This window comes from Selenomonas sp. oral taxon 126, assembly GCF_001683335.1.
Taxonomy (GTDB): domain Bacteria; phylum Bacillota; class Negativicutes; order Selenomonadales; family Selenomonadaceae; genus Centipeda.
Genome location: NZ_CP016201.1, coordinates 2,726,044 through 2,746,755, shown reverse-complemented (window position 1 = coordinate 2,746,755; position 20,712 = coordinate 2,726,044). Strand labels below are relative to the sequence as shown.

General features: G+C 53.4%; 26 protein-coding genes. 24 read left to right on the top strand and 2 right to left on the bottom strand.

All coding sequences use genetic code 11. From position 1 onward, the window contains the following. From folE2 to AXF19_RS12595, 5 genes are all read left to right on the top strand, one after another. A partial coding sequence (folE2, locus tag AXF19_RS12610; RefSeq protein WP_066850289.1) for a GTP cyclohydrolase FolE2 occupies nucleotides 1–673 on the top strand: 673 nt, incomplete at its 5' end. A gap of 215 nt (nucleotides 674–888) precedes the next feature. After that, on the top strand, nucleotides 889–1,869 hold the full coding sequence (locus AXF19_RS12605) for a lysylphosphatidylglycerol synthase transmembrane domain-containing protein (RefSeq protein WP_066849623.1): 981 nt from the start codon (nucleotides 889–891) through the stop codon (nucleotides 1,867–1,869). A gap of 23 nt (nucleotides 1,870–1,892) precedes the next feature. Next, a complete protein-coding gene (locus AXF19_RS14780; protein WP_066849621.1) occupies nucleotides 1,893–2,162 on the top strand; it encodes a hypothetical protein in 270 nt (89 codons plus the stop codon). A gap of 173 nt (nucleotides 2,163–2,335) precedes the next feature. Next, nucleotides 2,336–2,470 carry a hypothetical protein gene (locus tag AXF19_RS15770; RefSeq protein ID WP_257759437.1) on the top strand — a complete coding sequence of 45 codons (135 nt, stop codon included), beginning with the start codon at nucleotides 2,336–2,338 and terminating at the stop codon, nucleotides 2,468–2,470. 40 nt (nucleotides 2,471–2,510) lie between these two features. Beyond that, nucleotides 2,511–2,840 carry a hypothetical protein gene (locus tag AXF19_RS12595; protein ID WP_216634946.1) on the top strand — a complete coding sequence of 110 codons (330 nt, stop codon included), beginning with the start codon at nucleotides 2,511–2,513 and terminating at the stop codon, nucleotides 2,838–2,840. A 29-nt stretch (nucleotides 2,841–2,869) separates the two neighbouring features. Here the strand turns inward: AXF19_RS12595 and AXF19_RS12590 are convergent, their stop codons facing one another. Then, on the bottom strand, nucleotides 2,870–3,514 hold the full coding sequence (locus AXF19_RS12590) for a Crp/Fnr family transcriptional regulator (RefSeq protein WP_066849616.1): 645 nt from the start codon (nucleotides 3,512–3,514) through the stop codon (nucleotides 2,870–2,872). 123 nt (nucleotides 3,515–3,637) lie between these two features. On the opposite strand from AXF19_RS12590, the gene AXF19_RS12585 reads away from it, so the two are divergent. The 6 genes from AXF19_RS12585 to AXF19_RS15885 all read left to right on the top strand — a co-directional run bounded on the left by AXF19_RS12585 (nucleotide 3,638) and on the right by AXF19_RS15885 (nucleotide 9,770). Next, nucleotides 3,638–4,900, top strand: a complete 1,263-nt coding sequence (locus tag AXF19_RS12585) for an NCS2 family permease (protein WP_066849613.1) — start codon at nucleotides 3,638–3,640, stop codon at nucleotides 4,898–4,900. A 72-nt stretch (nucleotides 4,901–4,972) separates the two neighbouring features. Beyond that, the gene (deoD, locus tag AXF19_RS12580; protein ID WP_066849610.1) at nucleotides 4,973–5,683 is read left to right on the top strand and encodes a purine-nucleoside phosphorylase; all 711 of its coding nucleotides are present in this window, start codon (nucleotides 4,973–4,975) and stop codon (nucleotides 5,681–5,683) included. Between the two features lie 181 nt (nucleotides 5,684–5,864). After that, on the top strand, nucleotides 5,865–7,049 hold the full coding sequence (locus AXF19_RS12575; RefSeq protein ID WP_066849607.1) for a phosphopentomutase: 1,185 nt from the start codon (nucleotides 5,865–5,867) through the stop codon (nucleotides 7,047–7,049). 13 nt (nucleotides 7,050–7,062) lie between these two features. Beyond that, the gene (locus AXF19_RS12570; RefSeq protein ID WP_066849600.1) at nucleotides 7,063–8,385 is read left to right on the top strand and encodes a pyrimidine-nucleoside phosphorylase; all 1,323 of its coding nucleotides are present in this window, start codon (nucleotides 7,063–7,065) and stop codon (nucleotides 8,383–8,385) included. A gap of 188 nt (nucleotides 8,386–8,573) precedes the next feature. Then, nucleotides 8,574–8,930: a Na+ dependent nucleoside transporter N-terminal domain-containing protein gene (locus AXF19_RS15890; RefSeq protein WP_237141628.1), complete on the top strand. Its 357-nt coding sequence runs from the start codon at nucleotides 8,574–8,576 to the stop codon at nucleotides 8,928–8,930. Between the two features lie 63 nt (nucleotides 8,931–8,993). Then, on the top strand, nucleotides 8,994–9,770 hold the full coding sequence (locus AXF19_RS15885; RefSeq protein WP_237141627.1) for a nucleoside transporter C-terminal domain-containing protein: 777 nt from the start codon (nucleotides 8,994–8,996) through the stop codon (nucleotides 9,768–9,770). A 57-nt stretch (nucleotides 9,771–9,827) separates the two neighbouring features. Here AXF19_RS15885 and AXF19_RS16075 read toward each other — a convergent pair whose 3' ends face one another. Beyond that, on the bottom strand, nucleotides 9,828–9,986 hold the full coding sequence (locus tag AXF19_RS16075) for a hypothetical protein (RefSeq protein WP_442983850.1): 159 nt from the start codon (nucleotides 9,984–9,986) through the stop codon (nucleotides 9,828–9,830). A gap of 480 nt (nucleotides 9,987–10,466) precedes the next feature. Here AXF19_RS16075 and AXF19_RS15665 point away from each other — a divergent pair, with 480 nt between their 5' ends. The 13 genes from AXF19_RS15665 to AXF19_RS14640 form a co-directional block, all read left to right on the top strand. Beyond that, nucleotides 10,467–10,958 (top strand): recombinase family protein, encoded by a 492-nt coding sequence (locus AXF19_RS15665; protein ID WP_237141625.1) that lies wholly within the window; start codon nucleotides 10,467–10,469, stop codon nucleotides 10,956–10,958. Further along, the gene (locus AXF19_RS15660; RefSeq protein WP_237141624.1) at nucleotides 10,885–11,985 is read left to right on the top strand and encodes a recombinase family protein; all 1,101 of its coding nucleotides are present in this window, start codon (nucleotides 10,885–10,887) and stop codon (nucleotides 11,983–11,985) included. Before AXF19_RS15665 ends, AXF19_RS15660 begins: the two co-directional genes overlap by 74 nt. Nucleotides 11,986–12,254: 269 nt before the next feature. After that, a complete protein-coding gene (locus AXF19_RS12550) occupies nucleotides 12,255–12,488 on the top strand; it encodes a molecular chaperone DnaJ (RefSeq protein ID WP_066849598.1) in 234 nt (77 codons plus the stop codon). A gap of 193 nt (nucleotides 12,489–12,681) precedes the next feature. After that, a complete protein-coding gene (locus tag AXF19_RS12545; RefSeq protein ID WP_066849596.1) occupies nucleotides 12,682–12,942 on the top strand; it encodes a hypothetical protein in 261 nt (86 codons plus the stop codon). Nucleotides 12,943–12,950: 8 nt separating this feature from the next. Continuing rightward, a complete protein-coding gene (locus AXF19_RS12540) occupies nucleotides 12,951–13,220 on the top strand; it encodes an ADP-ribosylglycohydrolase family protein (RefSeq protein WP_066849593.1) in 270 nt (89 codons plus the stop codon). A gap of 34 nt (nucleotides 13,221–13,254) precedes the next feature. After that, nucleotides 13,255–13,998 carry a hypothetical protein gene (locus AXF19_RS12535; RefSeq protein WP_066849584.1) on the top strand — a complete coding sequence of 248 codons (744 nt, stop codon included), beginning with the start codon at nucleotides 13,255–13,257 and terminating at the stop codon, nucleotides 13,996–13,998. 310 nt (nucleotides 13,999–14,308) lie between these two features. Next, nucleotides 14,309–15,118: a hypothetical protein gene (locus tag AXF19_RS12530; protein WP_084784838.1), complete on the top strand. Its 810-nt coding sequence runs from the start codon at nucleotides 14,309–14,311 to the stop codon at nucleotides 15,116–15,118. Nucleotides 15,119–15,425: 307 nt separating this feature from the next. Continuing rightward, nucleotides 15,426–15,671, top strand: coding sequence for a hypothetical protein (locus AXF19_RS12525; protein ID WP_066849579.1), 246 nt, complete (start codon nucleotides 15,426–15,428; stop codon nucleotides 15,669–15,671). Nucleotides 15,672–15,689: 18 nt separating this feature from the next. Next, entirely contained in the window at nucleotides 15,690–16,613 is a 924-nt protein-coding gene (locus AXF19_RS12520) for a helix-turn-helix transcriptional regulator (protein WP_066849576.1), read from the top strand. 15 nt (nucleotides 16,614–16,628) lie between these two features. Continuing rightward, nucleotides 16,629–17,567: an endonuclease/exonuclease/phosphatase family protein gene (locus AXF19_RS12515; RefSeq protein ID WP_066849573.1), complete on the top strand. Its 939-nt coding sequence runs from the start codon at nucleotides 16,629–16,631 to the stop codon at nucleotides 17,565–17,567. Between the two features lie 33 nt (nucleotides 17,568–17,600). Beyond that, nucleotides 17,601–19,937 (top strand): hypothetical protein, encoded by a 2,337-nt coding sequence (locus AXF19_RS12510; RefSeq protein WP_066849570.1) that lies wholly within the window; start codon nucleotides 17,601–17,603, stop codon nucleotides 19,935–19,937. 69 nt (nucleotides 19,938–20,006) lie between these two features. Continuing rightward, on the top strand, nucleotides 20,007–20,228 hold the full coding sequence (locus tag AXF19_RS12505) for a hypothetical protein (RefSeq protein ID WP_066849567.1): 222 nt from the start codon (nucleotides 20,007–20,009) through the stop codon (nucleotides 20,226–20,228). A gap of 128 nt (nucleotides 20,229–20,356) precedes the next feature. Further along, nucleotides 20,357–20,712: vWA domain-containing protein (locus AXF19_RS14640; protein ID WP_172837399.1), on the top strand; the 356-nt coding region annotated here is incomplete at its 3' end.

Genomic DNA, 20,712 nt, shown 5'->3' with positions numbered 1-20,712 from the left:
GCGCATCACGTTCACCGTCTCCCTGCCGATGGGGTTCAAGGGGACGCATATGAGCCGCTTCCTCGAAATCCTCCTGCCGTGGAGCGAGAAACCGCTCGCCGAGGAGGAGATGGACGCCATGCTCACGGAGGCATTGGATCGTCTTCATGCAGAGGCGGCTGAAGTATCGCTTGCCTTTACCTATTTTCTCGAAAAAAAGGCACCCGTCAGCGGACGCACGTCGCTGCTCGATGTGGATGCCTCCTTTACGGGGCGCAAGCGCCGCGGCGAGCCGATGCAGTTTGAACTCGGACTTGCAATGCTGTTCACCTCGCTCTGCCCGTGCAGCAAGGAGATCTCCGCCTACGGGGCGCACAATCAGCGATCCACGGCGCGCGTGCGGCTCAGGTATCGCGAGGGGGTGCCGTGTATCTACATCGAGGATCTGGCAGAACTTCTCGAACGACAGGGATCTGCGCCGATCTATCCGCTGCTCAAGCGTGCGGATGAGAAGCATGTCACCGAGGCGGCATACGAGAATCCGAAATTCGTTGAGGACATCCTGCGCGATACCGTCCTCGCGCTGCGTGCCCTGCCGGGGCTTGCATATTTCTCACTGGAATGCGAGAATGAGGAGTCCATCCACAGCCACAACGCCTTTGCGGCGCATGAAGAGTATCTGAAGCAGAACTGAAGTCATGTTGTACTCCAAAGCAAACCCTAGTGGAGCAAGCGGGAAAAGGGCACGTTCTGCCCCCTGGGGATTTCTTTCGTTCAAGCGAAGCGCGTTTAAGAAGTCCGCAGGTATTTAGGCAGATAAGTGCCCGACCGTTTGCGTAACTAAGCGTTTGCGTGGAGTACATATGCCTGAGACATTTGTAACGGTCGAGAAAGGGGAGAGCGTAGAGCATGAGTAAATTTGCGCGGCGCTTTCTCCTTCTTTTTGTGCTCGTTGTCGGCATCTCTGCTGCCGTCATCTACACAACGGTGGACATCAATACGCTCCAAAATCTGACGCGCTTTCATTCGTGGTCACTCCTCCTCGCACTCCTTGCCGTCGGGCTTGGGATGTTCTTTGACGGTAGCCGCCTCATGCACCTCGTCAAAATCTCCAATGAAAAAATCACCTTGTACCAAGCGGTACAGGTGATCTTCGGCAATTATTTCCTCGCACTCCTTACACCGGGTGCGACAGGCGGCGCAGTCGCACAGGTCATGTTCCTGCGCCATGCGGGCGTGCCCACGGGTAAGGCTGCTGTTCTCGTCATTGTGCGGACGCTGCTCTCGATCTTCTTTCTCGCGCTCTGTATGCCGTTCATCTTCCTGCACGATGAGGGGATTGTGCCGGGGATATCGAATGATGTCCTCATGGCGGTCACGCTTGCCGCATTCGTCGGCATCGTCCTCATCGTCGTTGGTGCGCGGCGCGGATACCTTGACTATCTCGTCGTCTGGATTGCGCGTCGCCTGCGCGACAAGAAGCGGCATCAGCTCTTTGGACTCTACCGCGACACGAAGAGCGCAATCTCGCTCCTCCTCGGCGCGCCGCGTCAGATGCTCGTCGTCTTCGCCGAGTCGGGGCTGAACCTCCTCTGTATCTATGCCGTTGTGCCGTGCCTCCTGCTCGGACTCGGCGTTACGGATGCGGACTGGTACACCGTCATGGGGCGCATGATCTTCCTCAATATGCTCCTCTACTTCAGCCCAACGCCGGGCGGCTCCGGCATCGCCGAGGGCGGCTTTGTCCTCCTCTTTGCCGCGACCGTCCCCGCAGGCACGGTCGGCATCGTCGCCGTCTGCTGGCGTCTCATCGCCGAATACCTCCCGTTCCTCATCGGATTCTACTACACCGTCACCGTTTTCGGACGCGAATTTTTGCGGCGGTATTAGTCAACAAAATAATACAAGATGGCATGAAAGCCCTTGCGCCCTTGAATGACAAGGGCTTTTATACCTGTCTGTTTGTTTTTATCTACGATTTGCCTACGGTTTTACTTGCCTACGATCCGTTCGAAGATGCGGGCAGTTTCCCGTTTCATTTCGTCTGCCGCCTGTGCCGCACGCAGGGTGCGCAGGTAGCTGAGGAGGGCGCTGTCGGCGTAGAAGGTGCGGGTGTTGCTTTCGGTTTTTGGTGTCTCGAAGTAGCTGGTGTAGAGGAGTTGCCGTTTTTCCAGTCGGTGTAGGCTTTGATGCCTGCTTGGTAGGCTTCTTCTGTGGCAAAGCTTCCTTTCTCTTTGATGCGGCGCGGGTTTTTGGTGGTTTCGAAGCCGTAGGAGTAGCTGCTTCCGCGCTTTCTGGTTCTGATTTTGCCGGACATAAATATACCTCCTTGATTTAGGAGGCGAATCATGGTAGTATGGATGTGTTGGGCATGATTCGTTTCATGTCTTCCGCTCTCTCTGTTGGTGCAGGGAGGGCGGTTTTTGTTTATGGAATTCAAACTTCGCATATCAAAAACACATCTCAAGCATTGAAAACCATAGGTTTGTGACTGAAAAAACACATCCGTCATGCACATTCTCGCAGCTTTTGTGACAGCAGCGACGGCAGATCGGACAGGAAAAGCTCCAGCTGCTCCTGTATCTTCCCCTCATCACACATCGGATGTTCTTGTAGGCGTTTGCGGTGCAAAGGAGTCGGCCGACATGGTAACGGCTGAGAAAAGATTGCATTTTCTTGGAAAGCTGTTTCTCAGACTGGTTGGTTTGTGCTATACTGTTCATGGCATGAGCCTCCATTGGATGTTTTTCTTGGTAGTTAAATTATACCAAATGGATGTCGCTCATGCTATTTTATTGTGTAGAAAGAATGATTTTTCAAGGCTTGCAGCGGATTATTTTTCTGCGAAGTTTGAGATCTAAAATCCTTGCGAAGAAGTTGTCAACTTTATTTATACAACATCATTCATCGCCCGCACCTTGGCGCATTGCTCAGGTGTGAGGGCGAGCTTGCCGCGGTCGAGGGAGAGAAGCCCCTCTGCACGGAGGCGGTCAACGCTGCGGTTGACTGTCTTTAAACTCGTGCCGATGGCATCGGCAATGTCCTGTCGGCGCATGGGAAGCCGCACGGCGGCATCGCATGCGGGCAGTTTCTTTCGCAGGTAGGCGAAGAGGCACGATTGAACCGTCATGTATTTGATCTGACCGTATTCATCCGAAACAGGCCAAGATTTTCGCGCGATCATACAGGCGACGGCAAATGCTGCTCCGGCGTCGCGCTGGAGCCACGCACTGAACGCATCGATGCTGACGGCAAGCAGATCGCACACCGTCTCTGCCTCACACGTCGCGGCATAGTACAGCGTGCCTGCAAGAGCCTCGTACTCGCCGAGGAATGTAGGCGGGTCGGCGATGGCAAACACATACCGATCGCCGCTTGAGAACTCATTGATGATGCGCACGCGCCCCGCAAGGAGGATGTAAACCGTGTCGGCATGCGTCCCCTTGCAGCGGATGATCTCGTCGGGCTGGAATGTGAGGGGCCGCGCAACGCGCAGCAGGTGTGGCGGTATCTCGGGGAACGACGGTAACAGCATGGTGACTCTCCTCTCAGTGCAGTCTCTTTCTATTTTAGCGAAAAAAAGCGCGCTGAAAAGTCACATGTCCTTTTTTTTCGTTTGGCATATTTAGTATAATCAAAAAAGAAAGGGGAGTGCGGTATGAGTTCGGACAGCGTGCAGAGCAAACGCGTGGAAGTGATGGCAGGGCTGACATCATTCTTTGCCATCTCGTACATCATCATCGTCAACCCGCTGATTCTTGCAGACGGCGGAATCCCGGCGGAGCTGAGCGTGTTCGCGACGATATTCGCCTCGGCGGTCGGCTGTCTGCTGATGGCGCTCTGGGCGGATGAGCCGATCATCTTGACCCCCGGCATGGGGATCAATGCATTCTTCACATATACCGTCGTGACGAACATGGGGTTCCGTTGGCAGGAGGCACTTGCCATCTCTCTCATCTCGGCGCTCATCTTCTTCGCACTTGCGGTGACGCGCGCGGGCAGGGTTCTGGCAGATGCTGTGCCGAAATCACTGAAATACGCAGTGACAGCGGGCATCGGTTTGTTCCTCGTGGAGATTGGGTTGGAGAAGGCGGAGTTGATCCGCGCCGGCGAGAACTCGATCCTCGCGCTCGGCGATCTGCAAAATCCGTCTGCGCAGCTTGCACTCCTCGGTCTCGTGTTGAGTTTGCTGTTCTACCAGCAGCGGGTGAAGGGCGGTTTTTTCATCGCCATCCTCATTGTGACGGTCATCGCCAATGTGTTCGACCTCGTTCATGCGAATACGATTGAGATTGATATGACGCGGCTCGGCGAGTACGGCGCGCTGCTCTTTGTGGAGGACTTCTCCGCCGTGCTGACGATTTCGTTCTGGCTTGCGGTATTCTCGATGACGATGATCCTCGTCTTTGAGTCCATCGGATTGCTCGAAGGACTGCTGCCCGATACGGAGAAGTTCCGCAACGCGTTTCGCGCCTCGTCGCTGACAGCCGTGTTTTCCTCGGTGCTCGGGACGAGCCCGACGGTTGCTGCCGCGGAGAGTGCGGCGGGCATCGTAGAGGGAGGGCGGAGGGGACTGACGGCACTCGTCGGCGGCGCACTGTTCCTGCTCACGCTTGTATTCATCCCCCTGCTCGCCTACGTTCCGCAGGCGGCTGTTGCGCCGGTCATCATCATCACAGGGGCTCTGATGATGCAGCAGCTCGAAAACATCCACTTTCAGGATTTCTCAGAGTGGTTCCCTGCGTTCCTCATCATCGTGCTCATCCCGCTGACAAATAGCATCTCGACGGGGTTGGCGTTCGGTTTCGCCGCGCACCCGATGATGAAGGTGTTTACGGGGCGTCGGCGCGAGCTCGGCACGCTCTCCTACGTTCTTGGTGTACTGTTCCTCCTGCAGCTCATCTTTGAGGCGGTGCAGTGAGTATCGGGCATAGACCGCTATGTCGGTTTTCGATAAATTTTCTTCAACTGTTATGAAAGAGAGGTACACATCATGCCAACTCCACACATTGCAGCCGCAAAGGGCGAAATCGCCGAGCGCATTCTCCTGCCGGGTGACCCACTCCGCGCCAAGTACATCGCCGAGAACTTCCTCGAGGGTGCGAAAGAGTACACGAACGTTCGCAACATCCTCGGCTACACCGGCACGTATAAGGGGCATCCCATCTCCGTGCAGGGAACGGGCATGGGGATGCCGTCCATCTCCATCTACGTCAACGAGCTCATCCGCGAGTACGGCTGCAAGACGCTGATCCGCATCGGCAGCTGCGGTGCATGCCACAAGGACATCCACATCCGCGACGTCCTCATCGCGCAGGCGACGACGACCGACTCCTCCATGCCGCGCAACATCTTCGGCTCTGCGGTCAACTTTGCACCGGTTGCGAACTTTGATCTGCTGCGCTCTGCGTATCAGGCCGCCGTCGACAAAGGCATCGCCATGCGCGTCGGAAACGTGATGTCGCAGGATCGCTTCTACGATGACGAACTCGACATTCAAAAGCTCGCGAGCTACGGCGTTCTCGGTCTGGAGATGGAGGCAGCGGCACTCTACCTCATCGCGGCGAAGTTCGGCGTACGCGCCCTCGCACTCTTTACCGTCAGCGACCACCTCGTCAGCGACGAGCCGCCCTCCACGGCAGAGGAGCGTCAGACATCGTTCAGCGAGATGATCGAGATTGCACTGGAGGCGTCGATTGCCTAGGGAATCGCTGATAAAATGAAGTCCGCCAGATTAGTGCAGATTTTTTGTTCTGTCAAGAAGACAAACCCAACGCTGCAAGAGCTATGTGGAGGATTTGTCGACACAGACAGGGCGAAAAAGATGCGCTAAGATGGTGGTGCAGAATTTATCAGTGCTTCCCTAATTATAGGAGGAGATAGCAATGGCTGGTATCAAACGCGTATTCCTCATCGTCCTCGACAGCTTTGGCATCGGGTGTGCACCGGACGCAGCCGACTTTGGCGACGGGCGCTGCAACACGCTCGCGTCGCTGACGACATCGCCGGAACTGCACGCGCCGAACCTCACGAAGCTCGGTCTCTTTAACATCGACGGCATCGGCTGTGGTACGTCCGCAGACAGCCCCATCGGTGCTTTTGCACGGCTGCGGGAACTCTCGCGCGGCAAGGACACGACGATCGGACACTGGGAAATCGCAGGCATCGTCTCCGAGCAGCCCATGCCGACGTATCCGAACGGATTCCCGACGGAGATCCTCGAGCAGCTCTCGGCGGCATGCGACGGGAAGAAAATCCTCTGCAACAAGCCCTACTCCGGCACACAGGTCATCCACGACTACGGACGCGAGCAGGAGGAGACGGGCGGACTCATCGTCTACACGTCGGCGGACAGTGTACTGCAGATCGCGGCGAACGAGGCCGATGTCCCCGTCGAACGGCTCTATGACTACTGCCGTGCGGCGCGCAAGATCATGCAGGGCGAGCACGGCGTCGGGCGCATCATTGCACGGCCGTACGTCGGCAGCTATCCGAACTACGAGCGCACAGCACATCGTCACGACTTCTCCCTCGACCCGACGGGCGATACGATGATGGACGCGCTCGTACGGCAGGGGCATGAGGTCATCGCCGTCGGCAAGATCAGCGACATCTTCGCGGGGCGCGGCGTCACGCGCAGCACGGGTGTCAACGAGAGCAACGCCGACGGTATGGAAAAGACACTTCGCATCCAGCAGGAGGACTTCACGGGGCTGTGCTTCGTCAACCTCGTCGATTTTGACATGACGTATGGGCACAGGCGCGACATTGCAGGCTATGCACGCGCGACAACGGAGTTCGACGTGCAGCTCGGCACATTCATGGAGCATATGCGCGAGGACGATGTGCTGATGATTACGGCCGACCACGGCTGCGATCCCGATGCCCCCGGCACGGATCACACGCGTGAGTACGTGCCGCTCCTCGTCTACGGCGCACAGATCCGCAAAGGGGTCAACCTCGGGACATACCCGACATTCGCCATGATCGGCGCGACCGTGGCGGATATGTTTGGTGCAGAACTGACGACGAAGGGCGAGAGCCTGCTGCCGCGCATTCTTGCGCACTGAGGAGGATCGACCCATGCGCATGTATGACCTGATTACGAAGAAAAAGCACGGCGGCGCGCTCACTGCCGAGGAGCTGCGCTATATGGTCGAAGGCTATGTCGCGGGCGAGATTCCCGACTACCAGATGTCCGCCATGCTGATGGCAATCTGGTTCAGCGGCATGACGGCACAGGAGACGACGGAGCTGACGATTGCAATGGCGGACTCGGGCGACCGTGTCGACCTCTCGGCGATTGCCGGCAAAAAGGTGGACAAGCACTCCACCGGCGGTGTCGGCGACAAGACGACGCTCATCTGCGCTCCGATTGTCGCCGCCTGCGGTGGGCGCGTCGCAAAGATGAGCGGCCGCGGTCTCGGGCACACGGGCGGTACCGTGGACAAACTGGAGGCCATCCCCGGCTATGAGACGGCGATTTCGCGCGAGAAATTCTTCTCCATCGTGAACGAATGCGGCGTATCCGTCATCGGGCAGTCGGGCAACCTCGCGCCGGCGGACAAGAAACTCTACGCGCTGCGCGACGTGACGGCGACGGTGGACTCGATTCCGCTGATCGCGTCCTCGATCATGAGCAAGAAGCTCGCCGCCGGCTCGGATTGCATCCTGCTCGATGTCAAGACAGGCTCGGGCGCGTTTATGAAGACGCTCGACGATGCCATCGCGCTTGCACAGACGATGGTCGCCATCGGCGAGGGCGCAGGACGGCGCACCGTCGCGCTGATTACCGACATGGACACGCCGCTGGGGCTCGGCATTGGCAACAGCATCGAGGTTGCGGAGTCGATGGACGTGCTGCGCGGCAAGGGGCCGCATGACCTGACGGAGGTGTCGCTCCAACTCGCGGAGAACATGCTCTACCTCGTCGGCAAGGGCACGATTGAGGAGTGCCGCCGCATGGCGGAGCAGTCGATTGCCGACGGATCGGCGTTCGAGACCTTCTGTACGATGGTGCGACGGCAGGGCGGTGACGATGCCGTGCTGCGCGACGCGTCGAAGTTCGCGCAGGCGGCCGTACATGTGCAGATCCACGCGAACGCAGACGGCTACATCACGGCTATGGACGCGGAGAAAATCGGCGAGGCAAGCGTCGTGCTCGGTGCGGGACGCGAGACGAAGGACAGTCCGATTGATTTCGCCGCCGGTCTCATCCTGCACAAGAAGTATGGCGACGCAGTGAAGTCGGATGATGTCATCGCAACGCTCTACACGGACAGCACACAGCGCGGCGACAGCGCGGCGCAGCTCTACCGCGCGGCGATTACCATCGGCACAGAGAAGCCGCCCGTCCGTCCGCTCGTCTATGCCCGTGTGGAGAAAGACAAGGTCGTTCGGTACTAACGGAAGCACTGATAAATTCAGCACCGCCATCTTAGCGCATCTTTTTTGCCCGTACTTCGTCGGCAAATCCTCCACAGAGCCCCACTCTGCGTCCGGTTTGCCTTCTAGTTCGGACGAAAAAATCTGCGCCAATCTGACGGACTTCATTTTATCAGCGATTCCTAACAACTGCGATGGGGGGATTTCGTATGTTTTTCTTCGTCAACTTGCTCGGCCTTGTTGTATTCCTCGGAATCGGGGTGCTCGCATCGCGGAACCGCAAGGAGATCCAGTGGCGTTCGGTCGCCTCTCTTCTCGCGCTGAACCTCATGCTCGCGTGGTTTCTGACCTCGTTCGAGATCGGGCGTGAGATGATTACGGCTGCCGCAGGCGGATTCACGGAGCTGATCAACATCTCGTACGTCGGCATCGCGTTCGTGTTCCCTGACTGGGTCAACGTGCCGCAGATGAACTTCTTTGCTGCGGCATTGCTGCCGATTCTCTTCGTCGTGCCGCTCTTTGACATCCTCACGTATTTCGGCATTTTGCCGTTCGTCATTCGCTAGATTGGCAAGCTGCTCACATTTCTCACCCGCGCGCCGAAGTTCGAGTCATTCTTCGCCATCGAGATGATGTTTCTCGGCAACACGGAGGCACTCGCTGTGTCGAAACTCCAGCTCATGAAGATGAGCAAGGAACGCGTGCTGACCATCGGTCTCATGTCGATGAGCTGCGTGACGGCGTCACTCATCGCCGTCTATGTCAAGATGATGCCGGCGGAATATGTCGTCACGGCAATCCCGCTGAATGTCATCAACGCGCTGCTCGTCTCCTCGCTCCTCCATCCCGTAAAGGTTGCGCCGGAGGAGGACACGATTGCAACGATCCACGAAGGAGGCGGGCGCGAGCCGTTCTTCTCCTACCTTGCAGAGTCGATCATCGGTGCAGGCCGCCTCGTGCTCATCATCTGCGCGAATGTCATCGCCATCGTTGCCCTGCTCAAGTGCGTCGACCTCCTCCTCGGCATTCTGCACCCATCGCTCTCGCTTGAGCTCATCCTCGGCGTCATACTGTTCCCATTCGCGTGGCTGCTTGGTCTTGCGCCGGCAGAGGCATTCCAGATCGCTCAGTACATGGGGACGAAGTTCATCACGAACGAGTTTGTCGTCATGCTGCAGATCCAGGATGTCGTCCGTACGTGGCCCGCGCATATGCAGGCCGTGATGACCGTGTTCATTACGTCATTCGCCAACCTCGGGACAATCGGCATCATCCTCGGCTGCTTTAAGGGGCTCGTTGACAGCGAACGCAACACGATCGTCGCACGCAATGTGTCCTACATGATACTCTCCGGGTTGCTGGTCTCCCTGCTGTCTGCCGCAATCTGTGGTTTGTTTGTCTGGTAGGCGGAGCTTGTGCCACGGCAATCATAACCACCCGTTTGACAGGTGGTTTTCACACTTCTAGAAGAGAATAATACCGGCCAGCGTCTCAAGGCGCTGGCTTTCATTACGATTTACCGCGTCATGCACCCAGTACGTAAGGATAGCGGCGAGCGACTTTTCGTCACAGCGAAGCAGACGGGAGGCTCTGGCACGAGGAACGTCTTGCAGGAGCAGCATGGCGTAGCCTTCGAACAGCAGGGTAAAGCGACTGTTCTTGCGCTCAAACGGCGCATTGACCTGCACTGTGCCGCATTTGTCGCAGAGAACACGGGGACGCTTGCAGTGGACATAACAGGGATAAAACAGGCAGTCCGCATGACGCCGGATACGTTCCTTCGGCTCGTAGCCGTACCGTTTGGTCGGCGCACCGCAGACAGGACAGCACAACGCAGCCGTCTTGTCTAGGCCCACATGTATATGGATTGCCAGCTCTTCCTCGTTAAATTCTGCGCCTATTATACCATGGATCCTCTAGACGCTGTGATCCTGCGAGCATCTTGTCAAAATTCTCGACCATTTGTCATCACCCTGGACGATTATACCATTTCCACTACTTCGGGAGTAGAGCCGATATAAACCGCTGATCGGCACGGTATATGCGGGAATGGCGTTGACTCCTTGCCCAAGTTGAGGGATATATGGTGAGGGGTGATACAAATGAAGATTACACGCATAGAGCCGACCGTGGCGACCCTTACGCCCAAAAAGAAACTGGCGGCCTACGCCCGTGTTTCAATGGAATCCGACCGACTGAATCATTCGCTCTCGGCACAGGTCAGCTACTACAGCAATCTCATTCAGAACAATCCCGCGTGGATTTATGTCGGGGTGTACGCCGACAGCGGCATCTCCGGCGGCGACATCCGGCGCAGGACGGAATTCAAGCGTCTGGTCGAGGATTGTGATACCGGGAAGATCGACATCATTCTGTGCAAGAGTATTTCAAGATTTGCCAGAAATACGGTAGACCTCTTGGAAACGGTGCGACATCTGAAATCCCTCGGCATTGACGTTTGGTTCGAGAAGGAGAACATCGAGTCGCTATCGGCGGACGGGGAACTCATGCTTTGGAATCTTGGCGGGCTTTGCGGAAGAGGAGAGCCGCAGCCAGTCCGACAATGCCAAGTGGTCGATCCGGAAGAAATTTGAGCGTGGAGAGCAATGGCACACGGCAGCCTACGGCTATCGTTGGGACGGAAAATCTTTCGTTATCTGCGAGGAAGAGGCAAATGCCATACGGGTGATCTACGACAATTTCCTGAGGGACGTACCCCTTCGGCAGACCTCCCGCTGGCTTGCGGAACACGGCTACGCCTGCTCCATGTTCTTTATCTGCTATGTTTTGCAGAACATGGTCTATGTCGGAGATGTTCTCCTGCAGCGCTATATTACGGAAAATCCTCGAACGCACAGAATCATCGAGAACAAGGGACAGCTGCCGCGCTACTACATCACAGACAATCATCCTGCCATCATCGACACTGCCGTGTTCGAGATGGCACAGCGGGAGATGGAGCGGCGTACCCGGGAAGGTGGGAGATACAGCGGCGTGAGCATTTTCTCGGGGAAAATTCGGTGCGGCGAATGCGGCGGCTACTTCGGCTCTAAAGTCTGGCATTCCACGGACAAGTACAGACGCATGATTTACCGCTGCAACAACAAGTACAACGGGCAGAAATGCCAAACCCCTCATGTGACGGAGAAGGAAATCAAGGAAGCCTTTGTCACGGCATTTAATCGGTTGGTGACGGAGCGGGAGGAGATTGTCACGAACGCGCGGCTCGTGCGGCAGACACTCTGCGACACAACAGCACTTACGGAGGAAAGAGCCAAGTTGCAGCAGGAACTTACGGTGCTGGTGGAAATGACGGAGAAAACTGTCATGCAGAACGCCTGTATTGCCCAGAATCAGGAAGAGTATCAGCGGCATTACGAGGGGCTTGTGGCACGGTACGATGCCGCCAAGGCACGGCTTGACGAGGTGACGGAAGCCATCTCCGCCAAGGAGGCACAGTCCGAGCGATTGGCGGGATTTATCAAGCGGCTCAAAGTACAGACCGATCCTGTGGCAGAGTTCGACAGCCAGCTTTGGTCGAGTATGGTGGAGTGCGTTACTGTGGGCATGGATAAGGATATGACGGTGGTGTTTCGGGATGGGACGGAGGTGAGTGTGTAAGGATTTGGATCAATAGGGAGATTTTTGAAAATCTGAAAAACTTTAACATCGGGTAAGATTAATCTGCTTGAGGAGGAAATTGTTGCACGTTAATGTGCAAGTTGATAATGTATTTTACGAAAAACAATTCAGCTATTTGGCATGGACGAATTTTGTCTATGCCTTTTGCTATACTTATGGTAAATAAGAAAATGTCGCATATGAGGCGACCTATGGAGATATAGATTTTGCTAGAATAGGAACAGAAAGTTCATTAGGAGGTGCGTGTGATGAGCATTTTGAAGAATTTGCAGAGCGCGTTTCACGCGGTGCACCCGCCGTGTGCACGCTGTCCCTACCGTCTCGGTCTGGTCGTGTTCGTGCAGAGCCCGTGCCCCGCGTGCAGGGCGAACGGCTATCGCACGTTTGACGCATTGACCAACTCGCGGGGCGCTTTTCCCGGCATCTGGCGAGGCGGGATGTTCCGCGACGGGGCGGATGATGGGCGGATTTTCCGCAGGTAGGGGTTGCCATGTGGCTGATTAAATTTATCGTGGGGTCGTTAGTCAAATTTGCTGTTTTTATTGTACTGCTCGTGCTGCTTGTGCTCGTCGCCCCCAAAGTTCTGTACGGGATATCCATGGGCATAAAATCTCCGGGGGTGCTATTGCCGATATTGTACGATGTATTGTGCCACTAGACAGGAGCATTGATACCATGGATTGCATGGAGATTCGCGGACGTTGCGGTGTCGCGATTGCATACGCAAAGGTGATCGAGGAGGAGATGAGCGAGCAGATTCGTCGGATGTGTGACTACGCATTCACGTCGGGCGTGAGCATCCGCATCATGTCCGACGTGCACTGGAGCAAGTGCTACACAATCGGCACGACAATGACCGTGCGGGACAAGGTTGTCTCTCCTGTTGGTCGGCTCTATGACAGTCTCACGGACACACACTTGATGAGATTCGTCTGATCTATTACATGGATGTCGCCTATCTCGGCAGTGTTCCAGAGGAAATCACCGTCTTCATCGAGACTACGGACGTGACCAATACCCTTCGAAACGCTGTCTCACTCGGCGGCGATACCGATACCATTGCCTGCATCGCGGGTAGTATCGCCGAGGCATTCTACGGCTGCTCTGATGCACTGCGGGAGGTTTGTGAGAGCCACCTTCCCAATCGTATGATTGCTATCCTTCGTCACTTCAAAGGAGAGGTAGAGGAGAGGAGGAACCCTCGTAGGATATAGGAAAGTTTAGGGTTTTTGAAAGAGAGGTATTCCAATGAAAAAGCTGATGTTGATTTCCTCCATACTGATCCTTGCCCTGTGTACTGCCTGTTCCAGCAGTGTTGTAGACAGCATCGGGAAGGATGTGGAGGATACCATCGCGCATTCGCAAAGTGCCAACGATAAATATGTGCAGATGGTCAGGAACGGCTATCCGAGCAGTCATCCGTCTGTGAGCTATGAGCAGGCATTCACCACCTTTTTCGGCAGCCCGCAGTGGAAACATTTTAAGGCGGAGGACGGCAGGGAGGTTGTCGAGTTTACGGGAGATTGCACCTATCAGGATGCACCCGTGAAAGCTCGGATTCAATTCGTCGTCAATGAGCAGCAGGGAACGTTTGAGACGGCATATCTGGCGTTTAATGAAGTTCCTCAGAACAAGCTGATCTTGGCGGCACTGATTGAGAAAGCCTTTTCATCGGTTCAAAGTCCGCAGAGCGCGGCAGGGAACAATGGACAGCCGATCGCTTACAGTGAGGCGAAGGGGCTCTTTCAGTCATGGCTCGACGCACACACATTCCCCGTTGTCGTTGAAGTCGGTGGCAGCGACCAGAAACTCCACAAGGTTTCCGGCTCGGACAGAGAATACTATATGTTCCAGATTCGTGGCATGACCCGTCTCCATGATGTTCTGGTAGACCCGAATACGCGCGAGATGTTCATCTACGATACGGGCAAGCCCGAGCCGATCGAAGAATGGTATCAGAAGTTCGTCGTGCCACAGAATAAAAAGAAATAGACGGGCATATACAAACCATTGTGTGATCCTTGGAAAAGAGAACGCAATGGTTTGTATCATGTGAGAAAAATCTTGTATGATTAACACACCTTATGTTATAATTATCAGGAAATTAAAACGAGTGATAAATTACAGTATAGAGGATATCTATGCAGATGAGAAAAAGTTTTTGAGATATGCTTGATATAGACTTTATTTGTCCATACTCTTCAATATACTTACGAAAGCAGTGATAAGTTCAGCATCATCATCCAATCTGAGGTGCTGTTTTATTAGGAGAGAGCAACCATGTACAGAGGAGGAAATCATCATGGCAGAGGCAAAGGGACAGGCGGACAGTCGGAGGGGCTATCTCGAAGTGGATGGCAGCGGGGCGATGACGGAGCTGGTATTTCTGTTGGAGCTGAGCGGGCCGATGGTGGATCTTGAGTCCGATGTGATCGACGGATTCAACGATATGATCGCGCGGTTCAGGGAGGAGCGGTCGGATATCCTTGTTTGGCTCTGGAAAGAGATCGCCGGTTGCATTGACCATAAAGAGATCACCCATTGCAGCGACAGTAATACCCGCGTGCCGATCACCGAGGATTCCGTGCTCATCGAACAGGGCTGCTTTACGCGTCTCCTTACCCTTGCGGAACAGTATAGGCATGAACATCCCGAAGATTTCGTAGAGCCGGACGGCGAGCGCGGCAGAGGGGGGCTGTTCGATTCCATCGGCGCCAGCATTCACATGGCTCAGCTCGTGCACCAGAAGGATCGCCCCGAGGAGCGCCCCATGCGTACGATGTTCATCATCGTCACGGACAACATGGAGATCGAGACCGCGAGCCAGTACTACTGGACGCCTGACAGAGTGAGGGAGTTGGTACAGCAGCAGGAAGAGGGCTGGGCGTTCATCCTCCTCGGTGCGAACATCGATGCGGTGAAGGTCGCAGGAGACATCGGCATCCCCGCCGAGAATGCAGCCACGTTCGCCTGTGATGCGGCGGGTGTGCGCACGAACTTTGAGGCACTCAGTGCGATGATCTCCTCGTTTGCCAAAGGTGCGGGCATACCTCCGACATGGTCGGCACAGATTACCGAGCATCTCAAAAAAAGTAAGAGTAGTAGAAACTGAGCGGGGGAGGTGTTAAGGAATCAAGGAATATGTCCATGATCCCGCATTTTTGAGCATCTGGATAAGGCGTGGACGAATTGTGTCCATGCCTTTTGCTATACGGTATGTAAAAATATGTGAGAAACAAGTCGATTGATTAATATTTTCATGGTATAATTATTGAAAATTAAATTGATAATAAATTATAGAAGATATAATAAAAATTTCCTACATATACAGCGAAAATAACATCATCTTGCCCGTAATTTGTCCACGTCAATTGCTATGATGTAATTGCAGTGGATGGCATGAATGGGAGGAGAACGGTATGGGCTACATCGCAGGTATCTTTGTTATTGGACCGATAATCGGTGCGGTGATTTTGCTCCTCTATGGATTGGTGACGGATCCTATTGCGACTATTTTGTTTGTTGTTGTTGGCATCCCTGCAGCGTTGCTTATGGTCTTTCTCTTTTTTACGGGGCAATATTGGCTGTTTCATTTGTTCCATCGTCTTGGATATGTGGATGGAGATTGGGCTGGTCGCTGGGATTGGCATTTGAGGAAGAAATAGTGCGGATGAGGTGAGTCTGTGGAGATTGATTTTAAGGAGAACAAGGGCTTTCGTCTGCTGCAGCTGTACGAGCGGCTGAGTCGGGGTGAGGTCGTCCGCAAGGCAGAGCTGGCGCAGAAATTTGCCGTGACGGACAAGACCATCCAGCGCGACATCGAGGAGCTGCGTGCCTATCTCGCGGAGACGCGTACCGATGCGGGTGAGGCATCTATTGTCTATGACCGTGTGCAGGGCGGCTATCTGCTCTCGCACGCGGCGAGTGAGTGGCTGACGAATGAGGATGTGCTCGCCGTCTGCAAGATCCTTCTTGAGAGCCGTGCCTTCTGCAAAGAGGAGCTCGATGCCCTCCTAAAGAAGTTGTTGCGGCAGACTGCGCCGCAGGATCGCGCACAGGTCAGGAAGCTGATCCTCAGTGAGCAGCATTACTATGTCCCGCTACGCCACGGGAAGAAACTGCTCTCCGCGATCTGGGAACTCTCGCAGCACATGACAGCACAGCATACTATACGCATCTCCTACTGCCGTCAGGACGGCACGGAGCGTGTGCACGAGGTGAACCCCGTCGCCATCATGTTCTCAGAGTACTACTTCTACCTCATCGCCTATCTGGTGGACGGGCGCAAGGAGTTCCCGACCATCTTCCGCATCGACCGCATTGTACGGTTCGAGGCGACGGGCGCGACCTTCCGTGTGACGCATAGCGGGAAATTCAGCGACGGCGAGTTTCGTAAACGCATCCAGTTCATGTATGCGGGCGAACTCCGCCGTGTCACCTTCGATTACAGCGGCGCATCGGTCGAGGCCGTCCTCGATCGCCTCCCTACGGCGAGGGTTATTTCGGAGGAGAATGGCGTGTATCGAATTACCGCCGAGGTATATGGGAGCGGCATTGATATGTGGCTCAGGAGTCAGGGGGAGATGGTGAAGGTGGTAAACGTGTAGAGAGGAAGTGGTAATGTGAGCTATCGTATCGGTTCGTTTAACCTGAAAAATCTTGGACAGACGGCGATGGGGAAAGAGCATCCAAGAGATTTAGCCAAGATCGCCGAGATCATCCGAAAAGAGGATTTTGATGTTGTTGCATTGCAGGAAGTTTTAAGCGACGGAAAAGCACTTTCTTGGGAACAGGATAGTCTAAAACGGTCTATCCTATATGAACTGGGCACTAAAGAATGGGGATTTGCATGGGCGCATGCCGAATCGGAAAACGATCCCCGCTCAGAAGGGTATGCGTTTCTGTGGAAGAATAAGCGTCTTGGTTTACCAACAGCAAAATTGGACGACGGCACTGAACGGACATTTCATCCACGGATATGCCGTTTAAAGCGTGATCTAATGAAACGCAAGCCCTACTATGCACGATTCACTACTATCGAAAAGGGAGGGCCATACTTTGAGATACGACTGTTGTGCGTGCATACGCATTTCACGGACAAAAATCAGCGACGGCGAGAACTGGATAACCTCTTGAAGGAAGTATATCCACAGATCGAAGATCGCGTCTACTATGGGGGAGTACCTTCATATACAGTCATCTTGGGCGATTACAATGCTGAGCTTAGGAGACCTTTTAATACGTCAGGATTTTATGTAGCGGATATTGAGACTGCCGATCGGTGGGGCGGTAAAAGGATAAAGACTGTTCAGTATGAGAAGACTACACTGAAGAGAAAATTCAACAATGAGTCGAAGGATGTCGATGATTCTATTTATGAAGGTCGGGGATATGCGAATAATTATGATCATTTTTCCTATGACGTCGATAGGTTTTCGGGCGTTCGCATTTATGTAAGGAGAATTGATGCGGTTAGGAAATATTGCGGTGATGATTTTGAAACTTATTTCAAAACAGTGTCAGATCATGTTCCCATTGTTATGACAATGAACCTTAAATAATTGGCAGCAACTATTTTATAGGAGGACTCTATCATGAGCAACAGAGAATTAGTCCACGACGATAAGCAGGAGCATGTGTATACGGACGAAGAAAAACGCCGTGCCGCCTATGCTCTGAATATGTGCACGGTGTCCATATCGCAGATCATCGACTACGATGACCTCAACATATTGGAGCAGGAATATGATACGATTTTGAACAACCTCGACCTCGAGAAAATACCGAAGGATGAGGCTCTTCTCCGCATCCTGAGACAACTGCTCGATACGATCACCTATTTTAAGATTCAGGAAGGTGATCGAAAATTTATCGAACGGGAATACCAAGAGAAAATGCGGAACGCGCTCTGGGCAGCAGTTCCAAACTTTGGTGTGTTTGTTGCAGGAACAGATCCGTATACGATGGCATTTTCGTTGGCATCGCAGGTTGGTGTCGGCTATATGAATTATCGTCGCAACAAGAACGAGTATCTGCTTCAGCGCGAAAAAGAGGAATGGAAACTTCAGCGTGCGGCGATGGAGCAGTTCAATGCATTGCGGCGGGAGCTTTTTGATACGGCGTGGAGACTCGCTGACACCTATGGTTTCCAAGATGAGTACCGTTTGACGGAGCGGCAAATCAATCAGTATAACAAAATATTGATGGATACGGATGATATAAGAAAATACGAGCGTCTGGACTCTATAAAAGAGAAATTTGTCGCCTATCCGCCCTTCTGGTATTTCTTTGGAAATGCAGCAAACTACATCGCAGAGAATAAAGATCTCGACATCACTGAAGAACTTCGCCTTGATTACAGAAAAAAGGCAGTGGAGCATTTCGAGAAGTATCGGGAATTTGAGCATATTCGTGTCCTGAGAGAGGATGCGATTGCGGCGTCGTGTCTGTTGGAACATGTGGATATTCTTCTCGGAACGGGAAATTATGAGCCATATCGTGATAAAATTCTCGATATGCTCCGAGAAGCGATTCGCATATCGGGCGGTTCAAATGAGGTTCTCGAACTCTGCGCAATCACGTATTTGCGAATGGGGGAAGAGGCTGAGGCGGCAAAGATTCTTCGGATCTTGGTGAATGAGGATTACAATAAGGTTCTCAATGGGCAGCTTTTGAGCGGTCTGTACGCACGCATGCGTGATTGCAAAGGCTATGAAGTCCTCCTCCAACGTGTTGACCCACAGTATCTCTATCCGATGCCTACGGGCGATCAATTTGAGTCTGATGCAGAGGCCGATTTTTTGAATCGGCAAAGATTGCTGTTAAAGAAAAAATACCAACGTGTTCTGGCTGATTTGGTGCGTAAATATTCTGTTCGCTGGAATAAGCTGACATCTGTTTTTGACGAGGAACGTATATACCCAGAGAAGTTCTTTTGGGATACGGCACAGTCAGAGGTGCAGCGCTGTATTACTGTTTCCCGCTTGTTTGAAGAGAGACGGGGAAAGGGGCGACGGTATACCGAGCGTATGCACCAAGTAGAACTTTATCTTGGTATGCTGGATAATCTGAATGACCTCTTCCGTGCCGCGCTTGATATTGATGAATGTTTGCGTGAGTCTTCACAGATTGACCAAGTGGTTCATCAGGTCGAGGAGAATCTTGATTCGGTTAGTGGTGTTATTGATGATGCGCAGGAGGCAATGCATAATGGGGGCTTTGACCAAAAGGCGTATATTTCGCTTCAGAGGGTCAATTTTTCTGCCATTGTAAAGCCTGCGATTATTAAGATGTATCGAAGAATCGCCAAGGGAATTGATGGGGATGATATGGCTGTTATTACGGTGAGAGAGGCAAAGTTGAATCGTTTCTGCAAAGAACAGGAGCTTGAACTTCCAGAAATCGCAGTCGATCCGGGATGTGCTGTTGCTGTTGTTCTTCGGAGGGAACATGAGCTGTTTGCACCTGAGTTGTTCGGTGACAGCGCGGTACTGGCTCAGAAGAGGAGAAGGGCGGAAAAGAAACTGATCGACGATATGAGAAAAGAGATGAATGAGAATGTCGTTCAGCCTAATGGTCAGAAGTATGTTTTTTATAAAGGGGATGAATCGTTTCGGCGCTACCTCTACAAACATATGAAGGCAGAACCACTGGTAGCACGCCATACCTACATGATTATTGATAGTGGAGAAAAAGCTCTTTTCTTTACCGGTGCAGGGATTCTTATTGATGGGCAACGCACCAAATGTACAAAATATCATGAAGTAAAATTGACGCGCGGAAAGAATGGTGACGATGGGATCGTTCTTCATGAGATTACTTTTGGAGAGCTGTCCTACAAATCGACGTATCGTGGTAAATTCTTGGATATGGGGGCACTGTATAGATTCATTCGAGGATTGTCGGATTGTTTTGGAGAACAGGAGGGATGAGGCGTTTGCCACTTCTTGTATATATGGCTGTTTTTCATATGTATTTAACAATGATAGGAGATGATTTATGTGAATGCACTTAAATTAGTATTGCCATGGGAAGTTTACATTGCATATAAAGGTTATCAGTGGGTACAGAAAAAGAAACGAATCCCTAGCGAAGATGAGTTCAAGGAAGCGTTCTCGAAAGATGCGGATACTTCGGAGGCTGTTACTGCATCTTCCAATATGAAATCCATATACAGTGATGTATGTGATACAGATGGGCGTATCACCTTTACTGAAGTTTGAAAAATAAGTCAGAGCAAATAGGTGATTTTTCTAGTGGGTAGACACTTTCTGTCCTCCTTCCTCCCTATACTATAATCATCAGGGGCGAATGCCCACGGAGATGGTATAGAGACGAAGGAGGATTTGTCATGAAAAAGGGATTGACGGAGCTGGTGTTTATCGTCGATCGGAGCGGGTCGATGGCGGGGCTCGAAAAGGATACGATCGGCGGGTTCAACTCCATGCTGAAGGAGCAGGCGGAGCTTGCGGGCGAGGCGCGTGTGACGACGGTGCTGTTCGACAATCAGTATCGCCTGCTGCATGACCGCATCGACATCCGTGCGGTTGCGCCGCTGACGGAAAAGGATTATCGTGTGGGCGGCGGCACGGCTCTCCTCGATGCGATCGGGCGCATGATGGAGAAGATCCGTGCGGTGCAGAAGCAGACGGCGGAGGACTACCGTGCGGAGAAGGTGCTCTTTGTCATCATCACGGACGGGGAGGA